This is a genomic window from Burkholderia sp. Leaf177, assembly GCF_001424345.1.
Classification (GTDB): Bacteria; Pseudomonadota; Gammaproteobacteria; order Burkholderiales; family Burkholderiaceae; genus Caballeronia.
The window spans coordinates 1-17,742 of record NZ_LMPF01000012.1; the positions used below are offsets into that span (position 1 = coordinate 1).

A 17,742-nucleotide genomic window follows, 5' to 3' on the forward strand; every position below is an offset into this window, starting at 1 on the left:
CGGATGGCAGTGCAGTCGATATCGCGAACGTAAAGATGTCAATGAACCCGTTCGATGAAATCGCCGTCGAAGAAGCCGTGCGTCTGCGTGAAGCGGGCGTTGCCACCGAGGTGATTGCCGTGTCGTGTGGCGTGACGCAATGCCAGGAAACGCTGCGCACGGCCATGGCGATCGGCGCGGATCGGGCGATTCTGGTTGAATCGACTGAGGAATTGCAGCCGCTGGCGGTCGCGAAAATCCTCAAAGCACTGGTCGATAAAGAACAGCCGCAACTGATCATNGCACGGCCATGGCGATCGGCGCGGATCGGGCGATTCTGGTTGAATCGACTGAGGAATTGCAGCCGCTGGCGGTCGCGAAAATCCTCAAAGCACTGGTCGATAAAGAACAGCCGCAACTGATCATCCTCGGCAAGCAGGCAATCGATGACGACTCCAATCAAACAGGTCAAATGCTCGCGGCATTGGCCGGTTTGCCGCAGGCGACGTTTGCATCGAAAGTGACGGTGGCTGACGGAAAAGTCTCGGTCGCGCGCGAAATCGATGGCGGTTCGGAAACCCTGTCGCTGACTTTGCCCGCCGTGATCACCACCGACTTGCGCCTGAACGAGCCGCGTTACGTCACGCTGCCGAACATCATGAAGGCGAAGAAAAAGCCGATGGAAACCATCAAGCCGGCCGATCTCGGCGTGGATGTCACGCCGNGACTTGCGCCTGAACGAGCCGCGTTACGTCACGCTGCCGAACATCATGAAGGCGAAGAAAAAGCCGATGGAAACCATCAAGCCGGCCGATCTCGGCGTGGATGTCACGCCGCGCCTGAAGACGCTGAAGGTCGCCGAACCGCCGCAGCGCTCCGCAGGCGTGAAGGTGCCGGACGTGAAGACGCTGGTCGAGAAGCTGAAGACCGAAGCCAAGGTTCTGTGAGGAGTTGAGAAAGTGACCATTCTTGTAATTGCAGAACACGACAACGCATCCATCAAGCCGGCAACGCTGAACACCATCGCGGCTGCATCGAAGATTGGCGGTGATGTTCACGTGCTGATTGCGGGTTCGAACGCGCAAGCTGCAGCCGATGCCGCCGCGAAGATCGCGGGCGTAGCAAAGGTGCTGTTGGCCGATGCACCGCAACTCGCTGACGGACTTGCCGAGAATATCGACGGAACGGTGTTGCAGATCGCGAAGAATTATTCGCATATCCTGGCGCCGGCAACCGCGTACGGCAAGAACGTCGCGCCGCGCATTGCTGCGCATCTGGACGTGGCGCAGATCAGCGATATCACCGCGGTTGACAGCGCCGATACCTTCGAGCGTCCCATCTACGCGGGCAACGCCATCGCGACGGTTCAATCGAGCGATGCCATCAAGGTCATCACCGTGCGTTCAACGGGTTTCGATCCGGTTGCGGCGGAAGGCGGCAGCGCATCGGTCGAGAAGATCGAAGCGGCAGCTGACTCCGGTATCTCGACGTTCGTGAACCGTGAAGTGACGAAGCTGGATCGTCCGGAATTGACGTCGGCGCAGATCATCGTGTCGGGTGGACGCGGGCTTGGCAACGGCGAAAACTACACGAAAGTGCTCGAACCGCTCGCCGACAAACTGGGCGCGGCGCTGGGTGCATCGCGTGCAGCGGTCGATGCCGGCTTCGTGCCAAACGATTANAAACTACACGAAAGTGCTCGAACCGCTCGCCGACAAACTGGGCGCGGCGCTGGGTGCATCGCGTGCAGCGGTCGATGCCGGCTTCGTGCCAAACGATTATCAGGTCGGGCAAACGGGCAAGATCGTGGCGCCGAATCTGTACGTCGCGGTCGGCATCTCGGGCGCCATTCAGCATCTGGCCGGGATGAAGGACTCGAAGGTCATCGTTGCCATCAACAAGGACGCGGAAGCGCCGATCTTCGGTGTGGCGGACTACGGCCTCGTGGGCGATTTGTTCACCGTCGTGCCGGAGCTGGTGAAAGAGCTGGGTTAGGCCAAAACAAAAGCCGGGCTTGTGACGCCCGGCTCCTTTTAAGTAGCGTTAAGCCGCGATCTGCACACGCTGCCGTGCCTCGTCATATTCGCGCGCCAGCCGTTCGACAATCTGCGCAATAGACGCAACAGTATCGATATTTCCCACACCCTGCCCTGCACCCCACACATCGCTCCATGCCTTTGGCCGAGTCTGGCCCTTGCTGAAATCCGCCTTGGCGCCTTCGGTGGGCAATGTGTCGGGGTCGAGTCCTATCGCGCGAATGCTTTCCTTCAGGTAGTTGGCCGGAACGCCCGAGAAGAACGGCGTATAGACGATATCGCGTGAACCCGCTGCAACGATCATCGCCTTGTGTCCATCCGATGCCCCCGCTTCTTCCGATGCGATAAATCGCGTTCCCATATAGGCAAGCTCGCAGCCGAGCGCCTGCGTGGCCAGCACGGCGGCGCCATCGGTGATCGCGCCGGCGAGAATCAGGATGCCGCTGAAAAAGCGCCGTACTTCCGCCGCGAGCGCGAACGGGTTCAACACGCCACCGTGTCCTCCCGCGCCCGCGCACACGAGAATCAGTCCATCCACCCCTGCAGCCGCCGCCTTGCGCGCATGATGCAGCGTGGTGACATCGTGGAAAACAAGGCCACCGTAAGCATGCACGCGTTCGACCACCCGATCCGGCGCGTGCAGCGACGTGATCACGATCGGTACGCGATGCGCAACAATGGTCTCGAGGTCGGCGTCGAGCCGCACATTGGTTGGATGAACGATCAGATTGACGCCGAATGTGTGCGTGCCTGACGACGCCGCGAGCCGCGTTTCGATCTCGGTCAGCCATGTATCGAGCAAGGTCTGCGGCCGGGCATTGAGCGCTGGAAAACTGCCGATGATCCCTGCGTTGCATTGCGCGACCACGAGATCGGGATTCGATACGAGAAACATCGGTGCAGCCAGGATGGGCAACCGGAGTTCTTGCAGGAAAGAACGGTCCGTCATGATCACGCCGCTCCGCGCTTCTTGATCAACAGGTCGCTGCGTCCGTCCTGCACGATTTCATCGCGCTGGTTGAGCATGACAAAGCGCCGTCCGAGACGGCCGACACGTTCGCTTCTTGCTCCATCCAGCTCCGTGATCTCCAGCCGCAAATGCAAGGTATCGCCGACCAGAATCGGGGCGACGAACTTCCATTCGTTGAGCGACATCATCGCGACGGCGCTGTCGTGGAAGATACCCAGTTCGTGCAGCATGCCGGTCGCAATCGCAATGCCCAACGTGCCGTGAACCACGCGTTGTCCATAACGCGTGTTCTTTGCGAACTCGGCGTTTGCGTGAATCGGATTCCAGTCGCCGGAGAGCATCGAAAAGAATGTCAGGTCGGTTTCGGTGATCGTCCGGCCGCCGCTTTCGAACGCCTGGCCGACTTCGAAGTCTTCAAAATAAAGCGTCTGCGCCATGATGGCTCCTGTGAATAAACGTTGCGCTCAGGGCGCGGATTCCGCGAGCACGCGCGTCATAGCCATCTCGCGCAGGCGTGCGCGCTGGATCTTGACGCCATTGGAGCTTTGCGTGACGGGGAATTCGCTCACGCTCCACACCCGCGCCGGAACCTTGAACGCCGCGATCTTCGCCTTGACCGCGTCGATGACTACGGCTTGATCGATCGTGCGTCCCGCGTGTGCAATGACGAAGGCGACCGGCCGCGCCTGTCCGTTCAACTCGACGCTAACAACCTGTGCATCGTCGACGCCATCGAGCGCCTTGATTTCATCTTCTATCTCTACGGGATTGACGAGGAATCCTGACAAACGGATGGCGTCTCCCTTGCGCGTTTCATAGATGAAGCTGCCATCATCGCGCAGCCGGCCGACATCGCCCGTGCGAAAGAAGCCGTCGTCGGTCAGCGCTTCGGCCGTCGCCTCAGGATTTTCCAGATAACCGACGAAGTTGCATGGCGATGAAATCTCGATCTCCCCGCTCACGCCCGGCGGCAGCAATGCGCCTGTTTCGAGATCGCGAATGCGGATGGCCGCTTCATGCTTCGACGCGGGATAACCACCGCCTTCTATGCGCTGATCGAACGGTGCGTGAGCAAGTTGCAGCGAAAACAACGCCTGTACCTCGCTCGATCCATACAGCCCGGTCAACGGCACGCCGCGCTCCGCCGCGGTCGCGGCAAAGGTGGAAAGGCCTGGTTGAAAGGCCGCAAACCCGAACACCCGTGCCGATGGAAACGGCTTCTCGCCACTCGCTGAATCGAGCAAACGCCGATACATCTCGTCACTGCCGAACGTATGCGTGACCTTGTGAAGCTGGATGAGACGCGCGCCTTCGGGGCCATCGAAGGTATCGATCAACACGACAGGGGCGCCCGCCGCAAAGGCCGCGAGCGCGCCGTTCAGCCCGAAGACGCCGCAGAACGGCAACGCCGCCAGCATCACCGCGCCCGGCTCGGCGAAACCATAGGCATCGGCGGCGCGGCGGCTATGGGTCGCGATCGTGCGCTGCGGATGCACCACGAGTTTTGGCGCTTTGGTCGTGCCTGACGTGGTGAAGAGAATGACCGGCGCGTCGGCGTGCGCGGCCGTGCGATCGCGGACCGAGCCTGTAGCCGCCGACAGATCGCACGCCACGGTCGGCACACCGAGGATAGTCGAGGGCGTGTTGTCATCGTGATCGATGACCGCGATCGACTTCAGCGCAGGCACCGCTTCCGGCGACACACCGGCAAGCTCGGCGGGAAAATCGATCTTGCGAAAATTGAGCTGCAGCACAAGCATCTTCGCGCCTGACTTCGACAGGATGTACTCGACTTCCGCCCTTCTGTACCGCGTATTGACGGCCACGACGGTCGCGCCGATCCGCGCCGCGCCGAACAGCAGCGCGAGCCATTCGATCCGGTTCACGAGCCATACGGCCACGCGATCCCCCGCGCCGATACCCTGCCCCTCCAGCCAGCGCGCCGCGTTCTCGGCGTGCGTGTCGAAGGCGGCATAACTCAGCTTCTCATCGTCATCAATAAAAGCGGTGCGCTCCGGATGCGTGGCGAGATGCGCATCGAGCAGTGCGTTGAGCGTCAAGACCGTGGGCAGTGAAGGCAACGGCATCAGTAGAGCTCCATGAGTTTGGCATTGGTATCGAGGTCGGACGGCAGGGCTTCGCGTATCAGCGTGCCGGACTTCATCACGGCCACGCGATCGCTGACCTTGAGCGCTTCGCGCACGTTCTGCTCGACCAGCAGGATCGACATGCGCGTTTCCTGCTGCAATTGGCGGATCGGACCGAGCAGGTCCTGGAACAGCTTCGGCGCAAGACCGATCGACGGTTCGTCCATCAGCAGGCAACGCGGCCGCGATAGCAGCGCCCGGCCGATCGACACCATTTGCTGTTGTCCGCCGGAAAGCGATCCTGCGCGCTGCTTGTAGAATTTTTTGATCGCGGGCAGCACGGTCATCACCCACTCCACGCGCGCACCATGTTCTTGCGGCGGCACGTTCGCGGCCCACAGACCGAGCTTGATGACCTCTTCCACGCTGAGGCTGGGGAATACGCCACGGCCTTCGGGCACGAGTGCGATCCCCGCCGCTGTCGAAGCGCGCGCGCCTTGCTGCGAGCGTTTTGCGCCATCGATAAGAATCTCCCCGCCCGTCGGCGACATCAGCCCGAACAGCGATTTGACCAACGTCGATTTGCCCGCGCCGTTATGTCCGAGAAGACACAGCACTTCGTTCTCGCGCAGTTCGATATCAATGCCGTTGAGCACGGCGCGGCCTCCATATCCGGCAGTCAGCGCGCGGGTCTGTAGAACGGGCGTGCTCATGCGGTCTCTCCAAAATAGATCGATGCGAGGCGCGGGTCGTCGAGCACTTCGCGCGGCGTGCCTTCGGCCAGCAATTTGCCCTGATCGAGAAACGCAACGCGGTCAGACACGTTCACGACCACATCCAGGTTATGTTCGATGATGCAAACGGTCACGCCGTTTGCCACCTGCGAGCGCAGCAGCGCGACGAAGCGGTCATAGGAGCGCGGGTCGAGGCCGGACGCGGGTTCATCGAGCAGCCAGATGGTGGCGTCGCTCGCAATCAACCGCGCGATGCTCAGGAACTTGCGCTCGGCATAAGCCAGGTCGAGTGCGCGTGCATTCGCAAGCGGCGTCAGATGCGTGGCCGCCATGATCTCCGCCACCTTCTCGCGACGCCGGCGCGCCTCCGCGCGGCCGCCCGGCTGCCAGAGCCACGCGCTTTTTTCAGTCGCGCTGAGAATGTTTTCTTCCACCGTCATGCGCGAGAACAGTCGCAAATCCTGGAACGTGCGTCCCACGCCGCGCCGCGCAATGTCCCACGGCTCCTTGCCGGAAATCGACTGGCCCTGGTAGAGGACGTCGCCGGAGGTTGGTGCGAGATGCCCGGTGATCAGGTTGAATAGCGTGGTCTTGCCCGCGCCGTTGGGACCGATCAGCGTGGTGACGATACCGCCGCGCAGTTGCAGGGAGACGTCGGTCACCGCCTGCACGCCGCCAAAACGCTTGCCGAGCTTGCGTACTTCGAGCAGGACGGGACGGGTATCGAGTGCGGCCGCCGTTGCGGTGCTGCTTTGGGTGACGGCGTTCATCGCGCCCCCTTCACTGCGGCACTCGCCGCAAGCTTGCGTGATCCGCCGCCCACAATACCGCCGGGCCTGTAGATCATCAGCAGCACCATCACAAGACCATAGACGGCTTGCTGGACGAGACCCACTTCCGCCTGCGGCAAGCCGGGCACGAAGCTCAGGCCGGCTGGCAGCAGCATCAGCAACGCCGCGCCCACGATAGGCCCGAGCAGCGACCCCGTTCCGCCGATGATCACCATCGCCATCAACAAGACGGACAGGTCGAGCGTAAAACCCTCAACATTGATGAAGCTCAGGTAGAACGTGTAGACCACGCCGGCGCTCGAGGCGAGCGCTGCCGACACCACCACCGACAAGGTCTTGATCGCCGACACATTCTTGCCGAGCGCATAGGCGGCCGATTCACTGTCGCGGATCGCCTGCAGGTTGCGCCCGAAGCTCGAACGCAACAGCACGACGAGGATCAGCGCCACGGCCACCAGATAGCCCACGCCGAGCGCGAAGAAACCGTTGGCCGTTTCTATCGGTGCGCCGAAGACTTTGACGGCCGGGATGTTGGTGATGCCGCCCAGGCCGCCCGTGACCGAACGCCATTCCGAAAATACGGTGACGGCGAGCATCTGAAGTCCGAGCGACGCCGCGACGAAATATTCGCCGCGTACGCGCAGCGCAGGCAACGCGAGCGCCAGCGACAAGGCGCCCGAAATGATCATCGCCGCCGCGGTGCAGACGAACAGTGAGTCGGAGAAGTGCATCGACACAAACGCGGCCGTGTACGCACCCACGCCAAAAAACACCGCATGGGCAAGCGAAAAAATGCCCGCATAGCCCATGAGGAAGTTGAGCGTCATCGCCAGGATGGCGTTCACGCAGATGAGCACGGACAGGTTCAGCAAGTAAGCAAACATGGATCGATCCTCGCTCGTGAGCCGTTAGTGGACCAGCGCGCGGCCGAAGAAGCCGGACGGACGGAACAGGATGAACAGGAACAGCACGACGAACACGACCGCCTCGCTCCATTGCGAGCTGAACCACGCGAGCGCAAGGCTTTCGGCAAGGCCGAGCAGCAAGCCTGCAAAAGCGGCGCCGCGCAGGCTTCCCACGCCGCCCACGATAGTCGCCGCAAGGCTGATCAACATGACGTGACTACCCACCGATGGATTCAGCCCCGCGCTCGCGCCACTCAGTATCGCGGCCGGCACGACCAGCAACGAGCCGAGCGCGAAGGCTGTCTGGGAGAGTTTTTGGGGCGACATGCCGTAGGCGCGAACGAGTTCCGGGCTATCGGCGAGCGCGCGCAACGCCATGCCGGTGTGGCTGCGCGAGAGGAACGTGTGCAGCCCGAAGAAAGCGAGCAAGGCCACGACCACGGCAATGCCCGCAAGCGGTGACACGTACAGGCCCGGCAGCAGCGGCACGCCTTTGGAAAGCGGCGTCGAGATCGCGACAAACCCACGCCCGAAGAAAAATCCGATCATGTTCTGCACGATGATGCCAACGCCGAACGCGCCCGCGAACAAAGTGAAGAACGAATTTTCGTGGCGTTTGATCGGCGTGTAGACAAGACGATCGAGCAGCACGCCGAACGCGACCGTCACGACTGCCGAGACGATCAGCGCGAGATACCAGGGCAGATGCAGCTTGTCGTAGATTTCGTAGAACGCGTAGCCGGCGATCATGAACGCCGCGCCGTGCGCGAAGTGGAATATTCGCGTTGCGCCAAAGATGAGCGAGAAGCCGCCGGCGGTGAGCGCATAGAGCGCGCCGAGCTGGATGCCATTGATGAGCAGTTGCAAGAGCAGCATCGTGCCTCCTTCAGCGAGTCGACACGACAGTGCCACCGGCGCCGTCGATCTGGTTGACCTGAATGGGCGCGCGCACGGTGCCCTGCGCATCGAACGACACGCTGCCGCCTACCAGGTCGAAGTGCTGGAGACGCTGGCGTTCGGCAAGCAGGTTCGCACCGGTGACAGGCTTGCCATCGCGTTCGAGCTGTGCCGCGAGAATGGCGAAGAGCCGCACCGCGTTGTAGTAGTTCGCCGCGTAGGCCGTCGGCTTGCGCCCGTACTTCTGCGTGTAGTCCGTGACGAAGCGCTGCGTCAGCATGTCCTTCGCGCTCCAGTCGAAGCGTTGAGTCGTGTACAAGGCGCCTTTCGCTTCCGGCAACGCGTTGATTGCCGGAATGCTGAACGCCGAATAGCTGGCGATCTGCTGCGAGACGCCGTTATCGCGCAGTTGCTTGACGATCTGCGATTGTTGCGCCCCATAAGACGCAATGAAAATCAGGTCCGGATTTGCGTCGCGAACTCTCGCCACTACGCCGCCGAATTGCTGCGACCCGGCTGGCACGGCGAACGATGCCGCGAGTTGCCCGCCTGCGGGCGGCAGGTCCTGCGCGAGTTCCTGGTTGATCGACTGGCCGAGCGGATCGTCTACATAGATGAGCACGAAACGCTTGAGCTTGCGCTCGTTGACAAGGTACGGAACGATCGCGCGCACTTCCGAATTGGCCAGCGGGATCACGTTCCAGAAATACGGGCCCAGTTGCGCGAGATCGGGGCCAACACCGCCGCCGTTCACTGCGACCGTCTGGTTGCGGCGCGCAAGCGGCGCGATCGCTTTCGATACCCCTGTGAAGCCAGTCAGCACGAACGGCGTCTGATACACGTTCACGAGCTTGTTCATGCCGAGGACGCCTTGCATGGGCAGAGCCTGGCTATCTTCGTAAGTGAGCACGAGCTTTTGCGTGAGCACGTGGTCGGCATTGACGTGCTGCACCGATAAATCCGCGCCCGCCCCAAATGTCTGCCCATACTCCGCGTTGGGCCCGCTCATCGGCAATAAAGCGCCTATTTTCAGGTCGTCCGCGTGCGCCGGCGAAGCGCCTAACATCGCGCCGGCCGCGAACGCGGCGGCCAGATGCCTTGTCCATGTCATTGCATTGTCTCCTGCTCATTATGATTTTTTCGCACCGGCGTTGCCTTGGCAGATAGCCCAGGCACGCAGCAAATCGCCGACATTCCACAGAATGCCCCGTGAAGCACCGCTTGAGAATTGGGCTTATCCGAACGAAGCGTTTTGCTTCGCTTAATACGCGCCGGTTACGGGGGAGTTACGTGCGGGTTACGTGCCGGCTATTCGCCTGGCTTTGAGGATCACGGGCAGGTCGACCATTTTTCCATCGACGGCAATCGCCGCGCCCGCGCTCTGCTCCACGGCTTGCAGTACCCGGGTGGCCCACGCAATCTCCTCGGGTGTCCAGGCGAACGCGGCATGCACTGCGCTGATCTGCTTCGGGTGAATGCACAACTTCGCGCCGAAACCGAAGCGGCGGCTGTGTCGCGCGTCGCGCTCGATCTCTGCGGCATCGTCGAGCGTGGTCGATACACCGTCCACCGGTGTATCGATACCGGCAAGCCGGGATGCCAGCACGATCTGGGAACGGAAGGCATCGAGCTCGGCGCCGTCGCCTTCAATGTTCAGGTCGATCTGAAAATCCAGCGTGCCGAAGAGAATGCGCGCCACCTCGCGCGCACTGCATAGCGTTGCAAGATTGGCCATGCCGCGAGCGGTCTCGATGATCGGCAACAGCGCAAGGCTGCCGTGCGCATGCGCTGCCACGGCGTCGGTCTGCTCGCGTGTCTCCGCCTTGGGCAACACGATTCCGGCTACGCCCGCGTGTCCGGACAACGCGGCGACATCGGCGGAAAACCAGGCGGTATCGGCCGCGTTGATGCGCACGAAGACCGGCCGCGCCGGGTCCAGTTGCGCCACTACGGTGTTGCGCGCGAGGTCTTTTTCCTGCGGCTGCACCGCGTCTTCCAGGTCGAGGATGACCGCGTCGGCGCCCGCGTTGCGCGCTTTCTCGAAGCGCTCGGGACGGTTGCCCGGAACGAAAAGATAAGAGCGCGCGCTCATGCGTCCACACTCTCCGCGTAGAGCGCACCCACATGTGCCTCCGACGCAATGTCCCATGCCGCTTCGAGCAGCCGCGCGGCGTCCTTGTCCGTGGCCGCGCCCGAGAATTTCACCAGCCGCAGGAACTTGGTCGCGATCTCATCGCGCGACAAGGTGTTGCCCGGATCGCCCTTCGGTTCATCGACACGGCCGGACAGCTCGCGTCCGTCCTTCGTGCGCACCGTGACCTTGCCGATCCAGCGTTCGGGATAAGCGCGATCGACTTCATCGTCGAGCACCATCTCGACCCTTTCTCGGAACGCTGATATTTGCGCCGCCATATAGCCGCCTTCGAATTCAAGCACGCCGGCATAACCGTGATACGCCGCCAGCCCGAGCACGGTGCCCATGCTGAACTTCGCCTGATGAACCGTCGTGGGCGTGTCCACGGCGCCGAGTACATCGATCGCGCCCTGATGAACGCGCGCGGTCACGTGCTCGATCTCGTCCGGCTGAAGCGAATGCCCGGCAATGACCGCAAGCAACGCGTCGGCGGCCGGATGCGTATGACGGCATGCAGCGTGATATTTGAACGATGTCTCGATGACCGTCCAGCGCTCGCCGAGACGATCGGTCAGGCGCGCCGGGTTGGCATCGGTAGACATACCCGCGGCCATGCCCTTCTCGCCCTCCAGGATGCGCGTGGCGCCTTTGAAGCCATCCGCCGCAAGCGTTGCCGCCATGAGACCGTTGGCCGCCGCCATGGCCGTGTGCAACTGCTTGGAATCGGCGGCATCGCGCAGGAACTCCCAAAGTCCGCTTGCTTGCGTGCCGGCCGAGCCGAACGCATCGAGCATCTGGGCGGGCGTGAGACCCAGCATGCGACCTGCCGCAGCGGCCGCCGCCACGGTTCCGGCCGTTCCGGTCGTGTGGAATACCTTGTAATGCGAGCGGCCGAGGAACTCGCCCACGCGGATACCGACCTCATAGCCCGCCACCGCTGCCGCGATCAGCTCGCGTCCCGACGCGTGCAGTTCCTGCGCGAGCGCGAGTACGACCGGAAAAACCACCGTGGCAGGATGAAAGACCGCGCCGTTGTGGACATCGTCCTGTTCGACGAAATGCGATGCCGCCGCGTTGACCATCGCGGCGAAATACGGCGTGGCACGCGTGCGGTCGATCAGCACTTCGGCCGGTCCATGTCCGTTGGCGGCGCCGGCGAGGCTTGCGAACAGCGCGATGCTTTCCACCGGCCGCGCGCCCTTGCCGCCGAGCGTGGACCCAAGCCAGTCCACATACAGGTTCACGGTGCGCTCGACCACGTGCTGCGGGATGTCGTCGAAGCGAAGTTGCGCGGCGAAGGTCGCCAGCGTGCGGCTCGGGTGATCGATGATCGCGGTCATGATGGGTCCGTTCGGGTTCAAATGGCGCCGGACGAACGCAGGCGTCCGATGTCTTCCGGTGCATAGCCAAGCTCGGCGAGGATGGCGTCGGTGTGTTCGCCGAGCGCCGGCACGGCGTCCATGCGGGGATCGAAGGAAGCGGGCATGCCGGGCGGCAGCAATGCTGCAATCTCGCCCGCCGACGTCTCCACCTTGCGCCAGCGCTCGCGCGCCTGGAGTTGCGGATGCGCCCAGACATCGGCGAGCGTGTTCATCTGCGCGTTGGCAATGCCCGCTTCATCGAGACGCTGCAGAATTTGCGCGACGGTGAATTCGCTGAACGCTTCGAGGATCACCGCGCGCAACTCGGCGCGCGCGGCCGAGCGCTTCGAATTGGTATCGAAGCGAGAATCGGTGGCAAGCGCCGGCTGCACCAGCACGCGCTCGCAAAAGAGCTTCCACTCGCGTTCGTTCTGCAAGCCGAGCATGACGGTCTTGCCGTCGCCAGCCTGAAATGGGCCGTACGGATAAATGGTCGCGTGCGATGCCCCCGACAACGCGGGCGGACTCTGGCCATCGATGGCGTAGTACATCGGATAGCCCATCCACTCGACCATACTTTCGAGCATGGAGACGTCGATACGGCAGCCCTTCCCCGTGCGGCCGCGCAGAAGCAGCGCGCTCAGGATGTTCGAATACGCATACATGCCGGCCGCGATATCCGCAATCGAGCAACCCGCCTTGGCGGGCTCGCCGGGCGAGCCGGTGATCGAGAGAAAACCGGATTCGCTCTGGATCAGCAAGTCGTAAGCCTTCTTGTCACGATACGGCCCGTCCGCGCCATAACCCGAGATATCGCAGACGATCAGCTTCGGGTACTTCACGCTCAATGTGTCGTATCCGAGGCCGAGCCGGTCGGCCGCGCCCGGCGCCAGGTTCTGGACCAGCACGTCGGCATCGGCGATCAACGCGTCGAGGATCTTCGCAGCTTCGGGCTGCTTGACATCGAGCGACAGGCTTTCCTTCGACCGGTTGGTCCAGACGAAATGCGAGGCGAGGCCATGCACACGCTCGTCGTAGCCACGCGCGAAATCGCCGGTTCCGGGACGCTCGATCTTGATCACGCGCGCACCGAGATCGGCAAGCTGGCGCGTGCAGAACGGCGCGGCGATCGCGTGTTCGAGCGTGATGACCTTGATGCCTTCGAGAGGTCTCATGGCGTCAGAACGACCGCGGCAGTCCGAGAATATGCTCGGCTACGTAGGACAGGATCAGGTTGGTCGAGATCGGCGCGACTTGATAAAGACGCGTCTCGCGGAACTTGCGCTCGACGTCGTATTCGCAAGCAAAACCAAAGCCGCCGTGGAACTGAAGGCACGCGTTCGCCGCTTCCCAGGAGGCATCGGCCGCGAGCAACTTCGCCATGTTCGCCTGAGCGCCACACGGCAGGTTCGCGTCGAACCGGCGGGCCGCCTCGAAGCGCATCAGGCTCGCCGCTTCCACGTTGATGAACGACCGGGCGATCGGGAACTGCACGCCTTGGTTCTGCCCGATAGGACGTCCGAACACCACGCGTTCCTTCGTGTAGGCGGTGACTTTATCCACGAACCAGTAGCCGTCGCCAATGCACTCCGCCGCGATCAACGTGCGCTCCGCGTTGAGGCCGTCGAGGATATATTTGAAGCCTTGTCCTTCCTCGCCGATCAGATTTTCAGCGGGGATCTCGAGGTTATCGAAGAAGAGTTCGTTGGTCTCGTGATTGACCATGTTCAGGATCGGTTGCACGGTCATGCCATGCCCGATAGCCTCGCGCAAGTCGACGATAAATATCGACATGCCCTCGGACTTGCGCTTCACGTCCGCGAGCGGCGTAGTGCGGGCAAGCAGGATCATCAGGTCGGAATGCTGGACGCGCGAGATCCATACCTTCTGCCCGTTGATCACATAACGGTCGCCGCGACGCTCGGCCGTGGTCTTGATCTTGGTCGTATCGGTGCCGGTGGTCGGCTCGGTCACGCCCATCGACTGGAGGCGCAGCTCGCCGCTCGCGATCTTCGGCAAGTAGCGATCCTTCTGTTCCTTGGAGCCGTGACGCAGCAGCGTGCCCATGTTGTACATCTGCCCGTGACACGCGCCCGAGTTGCCGCCGGCGCGGTTAATCTCTTCCATGATGACGGTGGCTTCGGTCAGCCCAAGTCCCGAACCGCCATATTCCTGCGGGATAAGCGCGGCGAGCCAGCCGGCTTTCGTCAGCGCGTCGACAAAGGCTTCCGGGTAACCGCGCGCTTCATCGATCTTGCGGAAATATTCGCCGCTGAACTCGAGGCAGAGATCGCGAACGGCGTCGCGGATGTCCTGAAACTGGTCGTCCTGAATGGTTTGCATTGCGTCGTGCTTCTAGGAAAAGAAATTAGGCCAGCGTCGCGGTCGCGCGCATGGTGAGATAGCCGTCGTGGTCCTTGGCCCAGAGTTCGAGCGAGCGGCCATCGTCCGACGCCTTGCCGCAAACGCTGAACGAATTCGGCGCGAACGTGGGCCGCAGCGCGCGAAAGGCGAAGCTTGCGAGCGTCGCGCCGGGGAACTGGCGGCGCACGAGATCAATGAGGAACGTGGCGATCAGCGGCCCATGCACGATCAGCCCCGGATAGCCTTCTTCCTGCGTCACATACGGATAATCGTAGTGAATGCGGTGACCGTTGAACGTCAGCGCGGAGTACCGGAACAACAGCAGCGCACTGGTCTCGATCACGCGGCTGAAGGTCTCGTCGGAGGGCGCTTTTGCCGGCTCTTTTTCGGGCGTGCTGCCAGCGCTGCCAGCGCTTCCGGCGGGATTGTCCCTGTAGACAATGTCGTGCTCTTCTTCTATCTTCAGCTCGCCACCCGCCGATATTTCATGCTGCACAGTCACGAATACGAGCCTGCCCGTGCGCCCCGTCTTATCTTCGATGCCAGTAATGGTCGACTGCCGCGTGGCCTTGTCGCCGACCTTCAGCGGTGCGTGAAACGTCAGCCTTCCGCCCGCCCACATGCGACGCGGAAGCGGCACCGGCGGCAGGAATCCGCCCCGCTTCGGATGCCCGTCGGCACCCGCTTCCGAAAGCGGCGATACGGGCAGGAAATAGAGCCAGTGCCACAGCGGCGGCACGGCTTCCAATTCGGTGGGCAGGTCGAGTGTCGCGGCCATCGCGGCGAGCGGGAACGCAGTAATTTCGTCTCGAAGCGTCTGCGATTTGTCGAGCCACTCGAGAATGTTTTCAGGTGTTTCCGGCACGATGATGTCTCGTCATGTGAAGCTGTTTTATTGACTATGTTATTGACTATGAACTCGCGGGGCTGCATTGCACAGTTGCGATTCTTTAAGCGCCGATTCGGATTTGCTTAACCCTCATGGACCAGCACGAGCCCCGCGCTTTACGCCCTCGCCGCGCGTTCGCGCAATCCCTGCGACGCCTCCTCTTCAACACGCTGCCAGATCTCCACGGCCATCGGCTGCTCGGCTTCTTCCATGATGTGCCCGACCAGCCCGATCGCGCGCGCCATCACCCCGAACCCTCTGACGATACGCCACGGAAAGCCGAACTCCGCGCAGATTGCGCCGATCGCGCCGGTTGCGTTGATCGGCAACGCCTTGCCCGAAACGCGCTCTGCCTCGCGGCCAATCAGCTCCATCAGCTTCACGTAGTCGCCTGACATGCCGTTGTCGGCCGCGAGTTGAAACAAGCGTGGTGTACGCGGATCGACCGGCTTGTGCAGCGGATGCCCGATGCCCGGCACCGCGACGCCGCGCGCCTTATAGGACGCCACTGTCTCGCGCGCGAGCGCTTCCAGGTCGATATCGCCGGAAGCAACCGGCATGGCTTCCGACAGCATCCGGCACGCGCCTTCCATGCTGCCGACAAACACCGAGCCGAGCCCGCATAAACCCGCCGCAACCGCTGCCTGCAGCGATTCGGGCGCGCCCGCATAGGTCATGCGCGCGGCGATAGCACTCGGCGTCATGCCGTGCTCGACCAGCGTAATGAGGATGGCGTTGAACATGGCCGACTGCTTTGGCGTCGCTTCCTTGCCCGTAAGTTGCAGGAAGGCGAAGTCGCCAAGATTCATGTGTCCCAGCACTTCGTTTGGCAAGTCTTTGCCGCGAACGGAAATATGATCCGGCGTGCTGTAGGCAATATCAGAGCGAATGGGTTTAGGTGTTCTTGCCATGACGATGATCCTTGAAAAAATTCAGCGAATTTCCGCGCGCCCGTTGTTCAGGACGATGACGTCGCGCTCCAGCGCCCGGGTGCGGAACCGGACCTCGCTGCCGTCGATCCACAGCTCGGTGCGCAGTGTCTCGCCAGGATAGACCGGTGCGGTGAAACGCGTATAAAGCATCGCGAGACGTTCGGGACGGCTTTCGCACGCAACCTTCAGTACAGCGTGCCCGGCGACGCCATAGGTGGCGAGGCCATGCAGGATGGGCCTGTCGAAACCCGCAGCGCGCGCGGTGGCAGGGTCGGCATGCAGCGGGTTGTCGTCGCCGGAAAGACGGTAGATCAGCGCGCCCTCAGGACGCGTTTGCAGGTCGCAAACCGCGTCCGGCGCGCGCTCGGGGATCGGCAGCGGTGAGGCGATCGGCTCGTCGCTCGGCTGTCCGATCGCGCTGTAGCCGCCATCGCCGCGAAGGAAGTTGAGCTGCTCGACGGTCGCCAGCAGTTCGCCGCTGGCTTTGTCGGTGATGCGGCGCTCGATCAGCAGCAGCGCGCCCTTGCCCTCACCCTTGTCGATGATGCGCGCCACCCGCGACTGCCCGATCACCGTCGCCGACGCCTGCAACGGCTTGTGGATGCGCAAGGTCTGCTCGCCATGCAGCAGCTTCACCCAGTCGATGCCCGTCTCCGGATGCTTCGCCCAGAAACCCGGATAGCCGAGCACGTTCGCGAAGGTGGGCGAGACGCGCAGGTCTTTCTCGTAGACGTAGGCGAGATCGTCCTCGTCGAGGGGATCGATGCCGTAACCTAGACCCAGGCTGTAGAGGATCGCATCGTGCGGCGTATAGGTGCGCTCGAGCGGCTCGAAGCGCCACGCCTTGAGGGTGTCGTAGTGGATCGTCATGCGGCGGGCCAGGTGAAAAGGGGCGCGGCTTTATCGCGGAAACGCTGTACTGCCTCGCGATGAAACTCCGTCGTGAATGCCACCGCCTGCGTGGTGGCTTCGAGCTCGAGCATGGTGCGCAAGTCGCTATTCAGCGACAGGTTCAACGCGCGTTTGCTCAGGCCGAAGGCGACCGGTGAAGCATCGGCGAGCGCGCGTGCAATGCTCACCGCCCGCGCGTGCAAGGCTTCCGGCTCGACCACTTCGAGCGCCACGCCCATGCCGCGCGCTTCGTCCGCGTCGATTTCCCGCGCCGTGAAAACGAGTTCCTTTGCCCGCGCGAGACCGACCACGCGAGGCAAGGTATAGAACGCCGCGCAATCGGGTACGAGTCCCACCTTCATGAACGGCATACAAAAACGCGCGCGCGAACTGGCGATCACGAAGTCCGCCACGAGCGCGAGGCTGAAGCCCGCGCCATACGCAACGCCGTCTACTGCGGCGATCACCGGCCGGTCCAGATCGGCGAGCTGCGCGATCCAGCCATGCAGGTCGTCAATGCGATTGCGCCCTTCTTCCGCGCTCCCGACCGACATGCCGCGCACGTCGCCGCCGGAACAGAACGCCGTCCCCGCGCCGCGCAAGATCACCGCTCGCACCGAGCGGTCCTGACGGATCGCGTAGACCGCGTCGCGCAACGCGGCGCGCATCGGCATGTTCATCGCGTTCTTCGATTCGGGCCGGTTCAGCGTCAGCGTCGCCACGCCTTCATCGATCTCAAACAACAGCGTCTGTTCGGTCATGCAGGTCTCCG

18 protein-coding genes and 3 pseudogenes are annotated in these 17,742 nt (G+C 62.6%); 5 read left to right on the forward strand and 16 right to left on the reverse strand.

The features are described 5' to 3' along the window. The 5 genes and pseudogenes from ASG35_RS10880 to ASG35_RS32090 form a co-directional block, all read left to right on the forward strand. A pseudogene (locus ASG35_RS10880) lies at positions 1-280 on the forward strand (electron transfer flavoprotein subunit beta/FixA family protein); the annotation flags it as partial. A gap of 1 nt (position 281) precedes the next feature. Continuing rightward, positions 282-703 (forward strand): annotated as a pseudogene (locus tag ASG35_RS10885) (electron transfer flavoprotein subunit beta/FixA family protein); the annotation flags it as partial. A gap of 1 nt (position 704) precedes the next feature. Further along, positions 705-926, forward strand: a pseudogene (locus tag ASG35_RS32615) (electron transfer flavoprotein subunit beta/FixA family protein); the annotation flags it as partial. A gap of 12 nt (positions 927-938) precedes the next feature. Continuing rightward, on the forward strand, positions 939-1,660 hold a 722-nt coding region (locus ASG35_RS32085; RefSeq protein ID WP_442854826.1), incomplete at its 3' end, for an electron transfer flavoprotein subunit alpha/FixB family protein. 14 nt (positions 1,661-1,674) lie between these two features. Continuing rightward, positions 1,675-1,974 carry an FAD-binding protein gene (locus ASG35_RS32090; protein WP_442854829.1) on the forward strand — a complete coding sequence of 100 codons (300 nt, stop codon included), beginning with the start codon at positions 1,675-1,677 and terminating at the stop codon, positions 1,972-1,974. A 48-nt stretch (positions 1,975-2,022) separates the two neighbouring features. Here ASG35_RS32090 and ASG35_RS10895 read toward each other — a convergent pair whose 3' ends face one another. The 16 genes from ASG35_RS10895 to ASG35_RS10970 form a co-directional block, all read right to left on the reverse strand. Further along, the gene (locus tag ASG35_RS10895; RefSeq protein ID WP_056356453.1) at positions 2,023-2,964 is read right to left on the reverse strand and encodes an NAD(P)H-dependent flavin oxidoreductase; all 942 of its coding nucleotides are present in this window, start codon (positions 2,962-2,964) and stop codon (positions 2,023-2,025) included. 2 nt (positions 2,965-2,966) lie between these two features. Further along, on the reverse strand, positions 2,967-3,422 hold the full coding sequence (locus ASG35_RS10900) for a MaoC/PaaZ C-terminal domain-containing protein (protein WP_056356455.1): 456 nt from the start codon (positions 3,420-3,422) through the stop codon (positions 2,967-2,969). Between the two features lie 27 nt (positions 3,423-3,449). Beyond that, on the reverse strand, positions 3,450-5,072 hold the full coding sequence (locus ASG35_RS10905; protein ID WP_056356458.1) for an AMP-binding protein: 1,623 nt from the start codon (positions 5,070-5,072) through the stop codon (positions 3,450-3,452). Beyond that, positions 5,072-5,785, reverse strand: a complete 714-nt coding sequence (locus ASG35_RS10910; RefSeq protein WP_056356459.1) for an ABC transporter ATP-binding protein — start codon at positions 5,783-5,785, stop codon at positions 5,072-5,074. The genes ASG35_RS10905 and ASG35_RS10910 overlap by 1 nt, the downstream gene beginning before the upstream one ends. Next, on the reverse strand, positions 5,782-6,576 hold the full coding sequence (locus ASG35_RS10915; protein WP_056356461.1) for an ABC transporter ATP-binding protein: 795 nt from the start codon (positions 6,574-6,576) through the stop codon (positions 5,782-5,784). Before ASG35_RS10915 ends, ASG35_RS10910 begins: the two co-directional genes overlap by 4 nt. Beyond that, positions 6,573-7,481: a branched-chain amino acid ABC transporter permease gene (locus tag ASG35_RS10920; protein ID WP_056356463.1), complete on the reverse strand. Its 909-nt coding sequence runs from the start codon at positions 7,479-7,481 to the stop codon at positions 6,573-6,575. Before ASG35_RS10920 ends, ASG35_RS10915 begins: the two co-directional genes overlap by 4 nt. Before the next feature lie 24 nt (positions 7,482-7,505). Continuing rightward, positions 7,506-8,378, reverse strand: a complete 873-nt coding sequence (locus ASG35_RS10925; protein WP_056356465.1) for a branched-chain amino acid ABC transporter permease — start codon at positions 8,376-8,378, stop codon at positions 7,506-7,508. Positions 8,379-8,388: 10 nt separating this feature from the next. Beyond that, complete coding sequence (locus ASG35_RS10930; protein WP_056356466.1) at positions 8,389-9,510, reverse strand: ABC transporter substrate-binding protein; 1,122 nt, start codon at positions 9,508-9,510, stop codon at positions 8,389-8,391. 186 nt (positions 9,511-9,696) lie between these two features. Beyond that, positions 9,697-10,491, reverse strand: coding sequence for an HpcH/HpaI aldolase/citrate lyase family protein (locus tag ASG35_RS10935; RefSeq protein WP_056356468.1), 795 nt, complete (start codon positions 10,489-10,491; stop codon positions 9,697-9,699). Beyond that, positions 10,488-11,864, reverse strand: a complete 1,377-nt coding sequence (locus ASG35_RS10940; RefSeq protein ID WP_056357381.1) for an MmgE/PrpD family protein — start codon at positions 11,862-11,864, stop codon at positions 10,488-10,490. The genes ASG35_RS10935 and ASG35_RS10940 overlap by 4 nt, the downstream gene beginning before the upstream one ends. 26 nt (positions 11,865-11,890) lie before the next feature. Continuing rightward, positions 11,891-13,069 carry a CaiB/BaiF CoA transferase family protein gene (locus ASG35_RS10945; protein WP_056356470.1) on the reverse strand — a complete coding sequence of 393 codons (1,179 nt, stop codon included), beginning with the start codon at positions 13,067-13,069 and terminating at the stop codon, positions 11,891-11,893. 4 nt (positions 13,070-13,073) lie between these two features. Beyond that, positions 13,074-14,237: an acyl-CoA dehydrogenase family protein gene (locus ASG35_RS10950; RefSeq protein WP_056356473.1), complete on the reverse strand. Its 1,164-nt coding sequence runs from the start codon at positions 14,235-14,237 to the stop codon at positions 13,074-13,076. Positions 14,238-14,262: 25 nt separating this feature from the next. Continuing rightward, complete coding sequence (locus ASG35_RS10955) at positions 14,263-15,123, reverse strand: FAS1-like dehydratase domain-containing protein (RefSeq protein ID WP_056356476.1); 861 nt, start codon at positions 15,121-15,123, stop codon at positions 14,263-14,265. 140 nt (positions 15,124-15,263) lie between these two features. Beyond that, positions 15,264-16,058: a citryl-CoA lyase gene (locus ASG35_RS10960; protein WP_056356478.1), complete on the reverse strand. Its 795-nt coding sequence runs from the start codon at positions 16,056-16,058 to the stop codon at positions 15,264-15,266. Positions 16,059-16,079: 21 nt separating this feature from the next. Then, on the reverse strand, positions 16,080-16,949 hold the full coding sequence (locus tag ASG35_RS10965; protein WP_056356479.1) for a MaoC/PaaZ C-terminal domain-containing protein: 870 nt from the start codon (positions 16,947-16,949) through the stop codon (positions 16,080-16,082). Next, entirely contained in the window at positions 16,946-17,731 is a 786-nt protein-coding gene (locus ASG35_RS10970; protein WP_056356481.1) for an enoyl-CoA hydratase/isomerase family protein, read from the reverse strand. Before ASG35_RS10970 ends, ASG35_RS10965 begins: the two co-directional genes overlap by 4 nt. Between the last annotated feature and the right edge of the window lie 11 nt (positions 17,732-17,742).

What these genes read in the sequence shown, in the direction of transcription:
- ASG35_RS10895 (WP_056356453.1), bottom strand. Translation starts at nt 2,964, where the DNA reads ATGACGGACCGTTCTTTCCTGCAAGAACTCCGGTTGCCCATCCTGGCT.
- ASG35_RS10900 (WP_056356455.1), bottom strand. Translation starts at nt 3,422, where the DNA reads ATGGCGCAGACGCTTTATTTTGAAGACTTCGAAGTCGGCCAGGCGTTC.
- ASG35_RS10905 (WP_056356458.1), bottom strand. Translation starts at nt 5,072, where the DNA reads ATGCCGTTGCCTTCACTGCCCACGGTCTTGACGCTCAACGCACTGCTC.
- ASG35_RS10910 (WP_056356459.1), bottom strand. Translation starts at nt 5,785, where the DNA reads ATGAGCACGCCCGTTCTACAGACCCGCGCGCTGACTGCCGGATATGGA.
- ASG35_RS10915 (WP_056356461.1), bottom strand. Translation starts at nt 6,576, where the DNA reads ATGAACGCCGTCACCCAAAGCAGCACCGCAACGGCGGCCGCACTCGAT.
- ASG35_RS10920 (WP_056356463.1), bottom strand. Translation starts at nt 7,481, where the DNA reads ATGTTTGCTTACTTGCTGAACCTGTCCGTGCTCATCTGCGTGAACGCC.
- ASG35_RS10925 (WP_056356465.1), bottom strand. Translation starts at nt 8,378, where the DNA reads ATGCTGCTCTTGCAACTGCTCATCAATGGCATCCAGCTCGGCGCGCTC.
- ASG35_RS10930 (WP_056356466.1), bottom strand. Translation starts at nt 9,510, where the DNA reads ATGACATGGACAAGGCATCTGGCCGCCGCGTTCGCGGCCGGCGCGATG.
- ASG35_RS10935 (WP_056356468.1), bottom strand. Translation starts at nt 10,491, where the DNA reads ATGAGCGCGCGCTCTTATCTTTTCGTTCCGGGCAACCGTCCCGAGCGC.
- ASG35_RS10945 (WP_056356470.1), bottom strand. Translation starts at nt 13,069, where the DNA reads ATGAGACCTCTCGAAGGCATCAAGGTCATCACGCTCGAACACGCGATC.
- ASG35_RS10950 (WP_056356473.1), bottom strand. Translation starts at nt 14,237, where the DNA reads ATGCAAACCATTCAGGACGACCAGTTTCAGGACATCCGCGACGCCGTT.
- ASG35_RS10960 (WP_056356478.1), bottom strand. Translation starts at nt 16,058, where the DNA reads ATGGCAAGAACACCTAAACCCATTCGCTCTGATATTGCCTACAGCACG.
- ASG35_RS10965 (WP_056356479.1), bottom strand. Translation starts at nt 16,949, where the DNA reads ATGACGATCCACTACGACACCCTCAAGGCGTGGCGCTTCGAGCCGCTC.
- ASG35_RS10970 (WP_056356481.1), bottom strand. Translation starts at nt 17,731, where the DNA reads ATGACCGAACAGACGCTGTTGTTTGAGATCGATGAAGGCGTGGCGACG.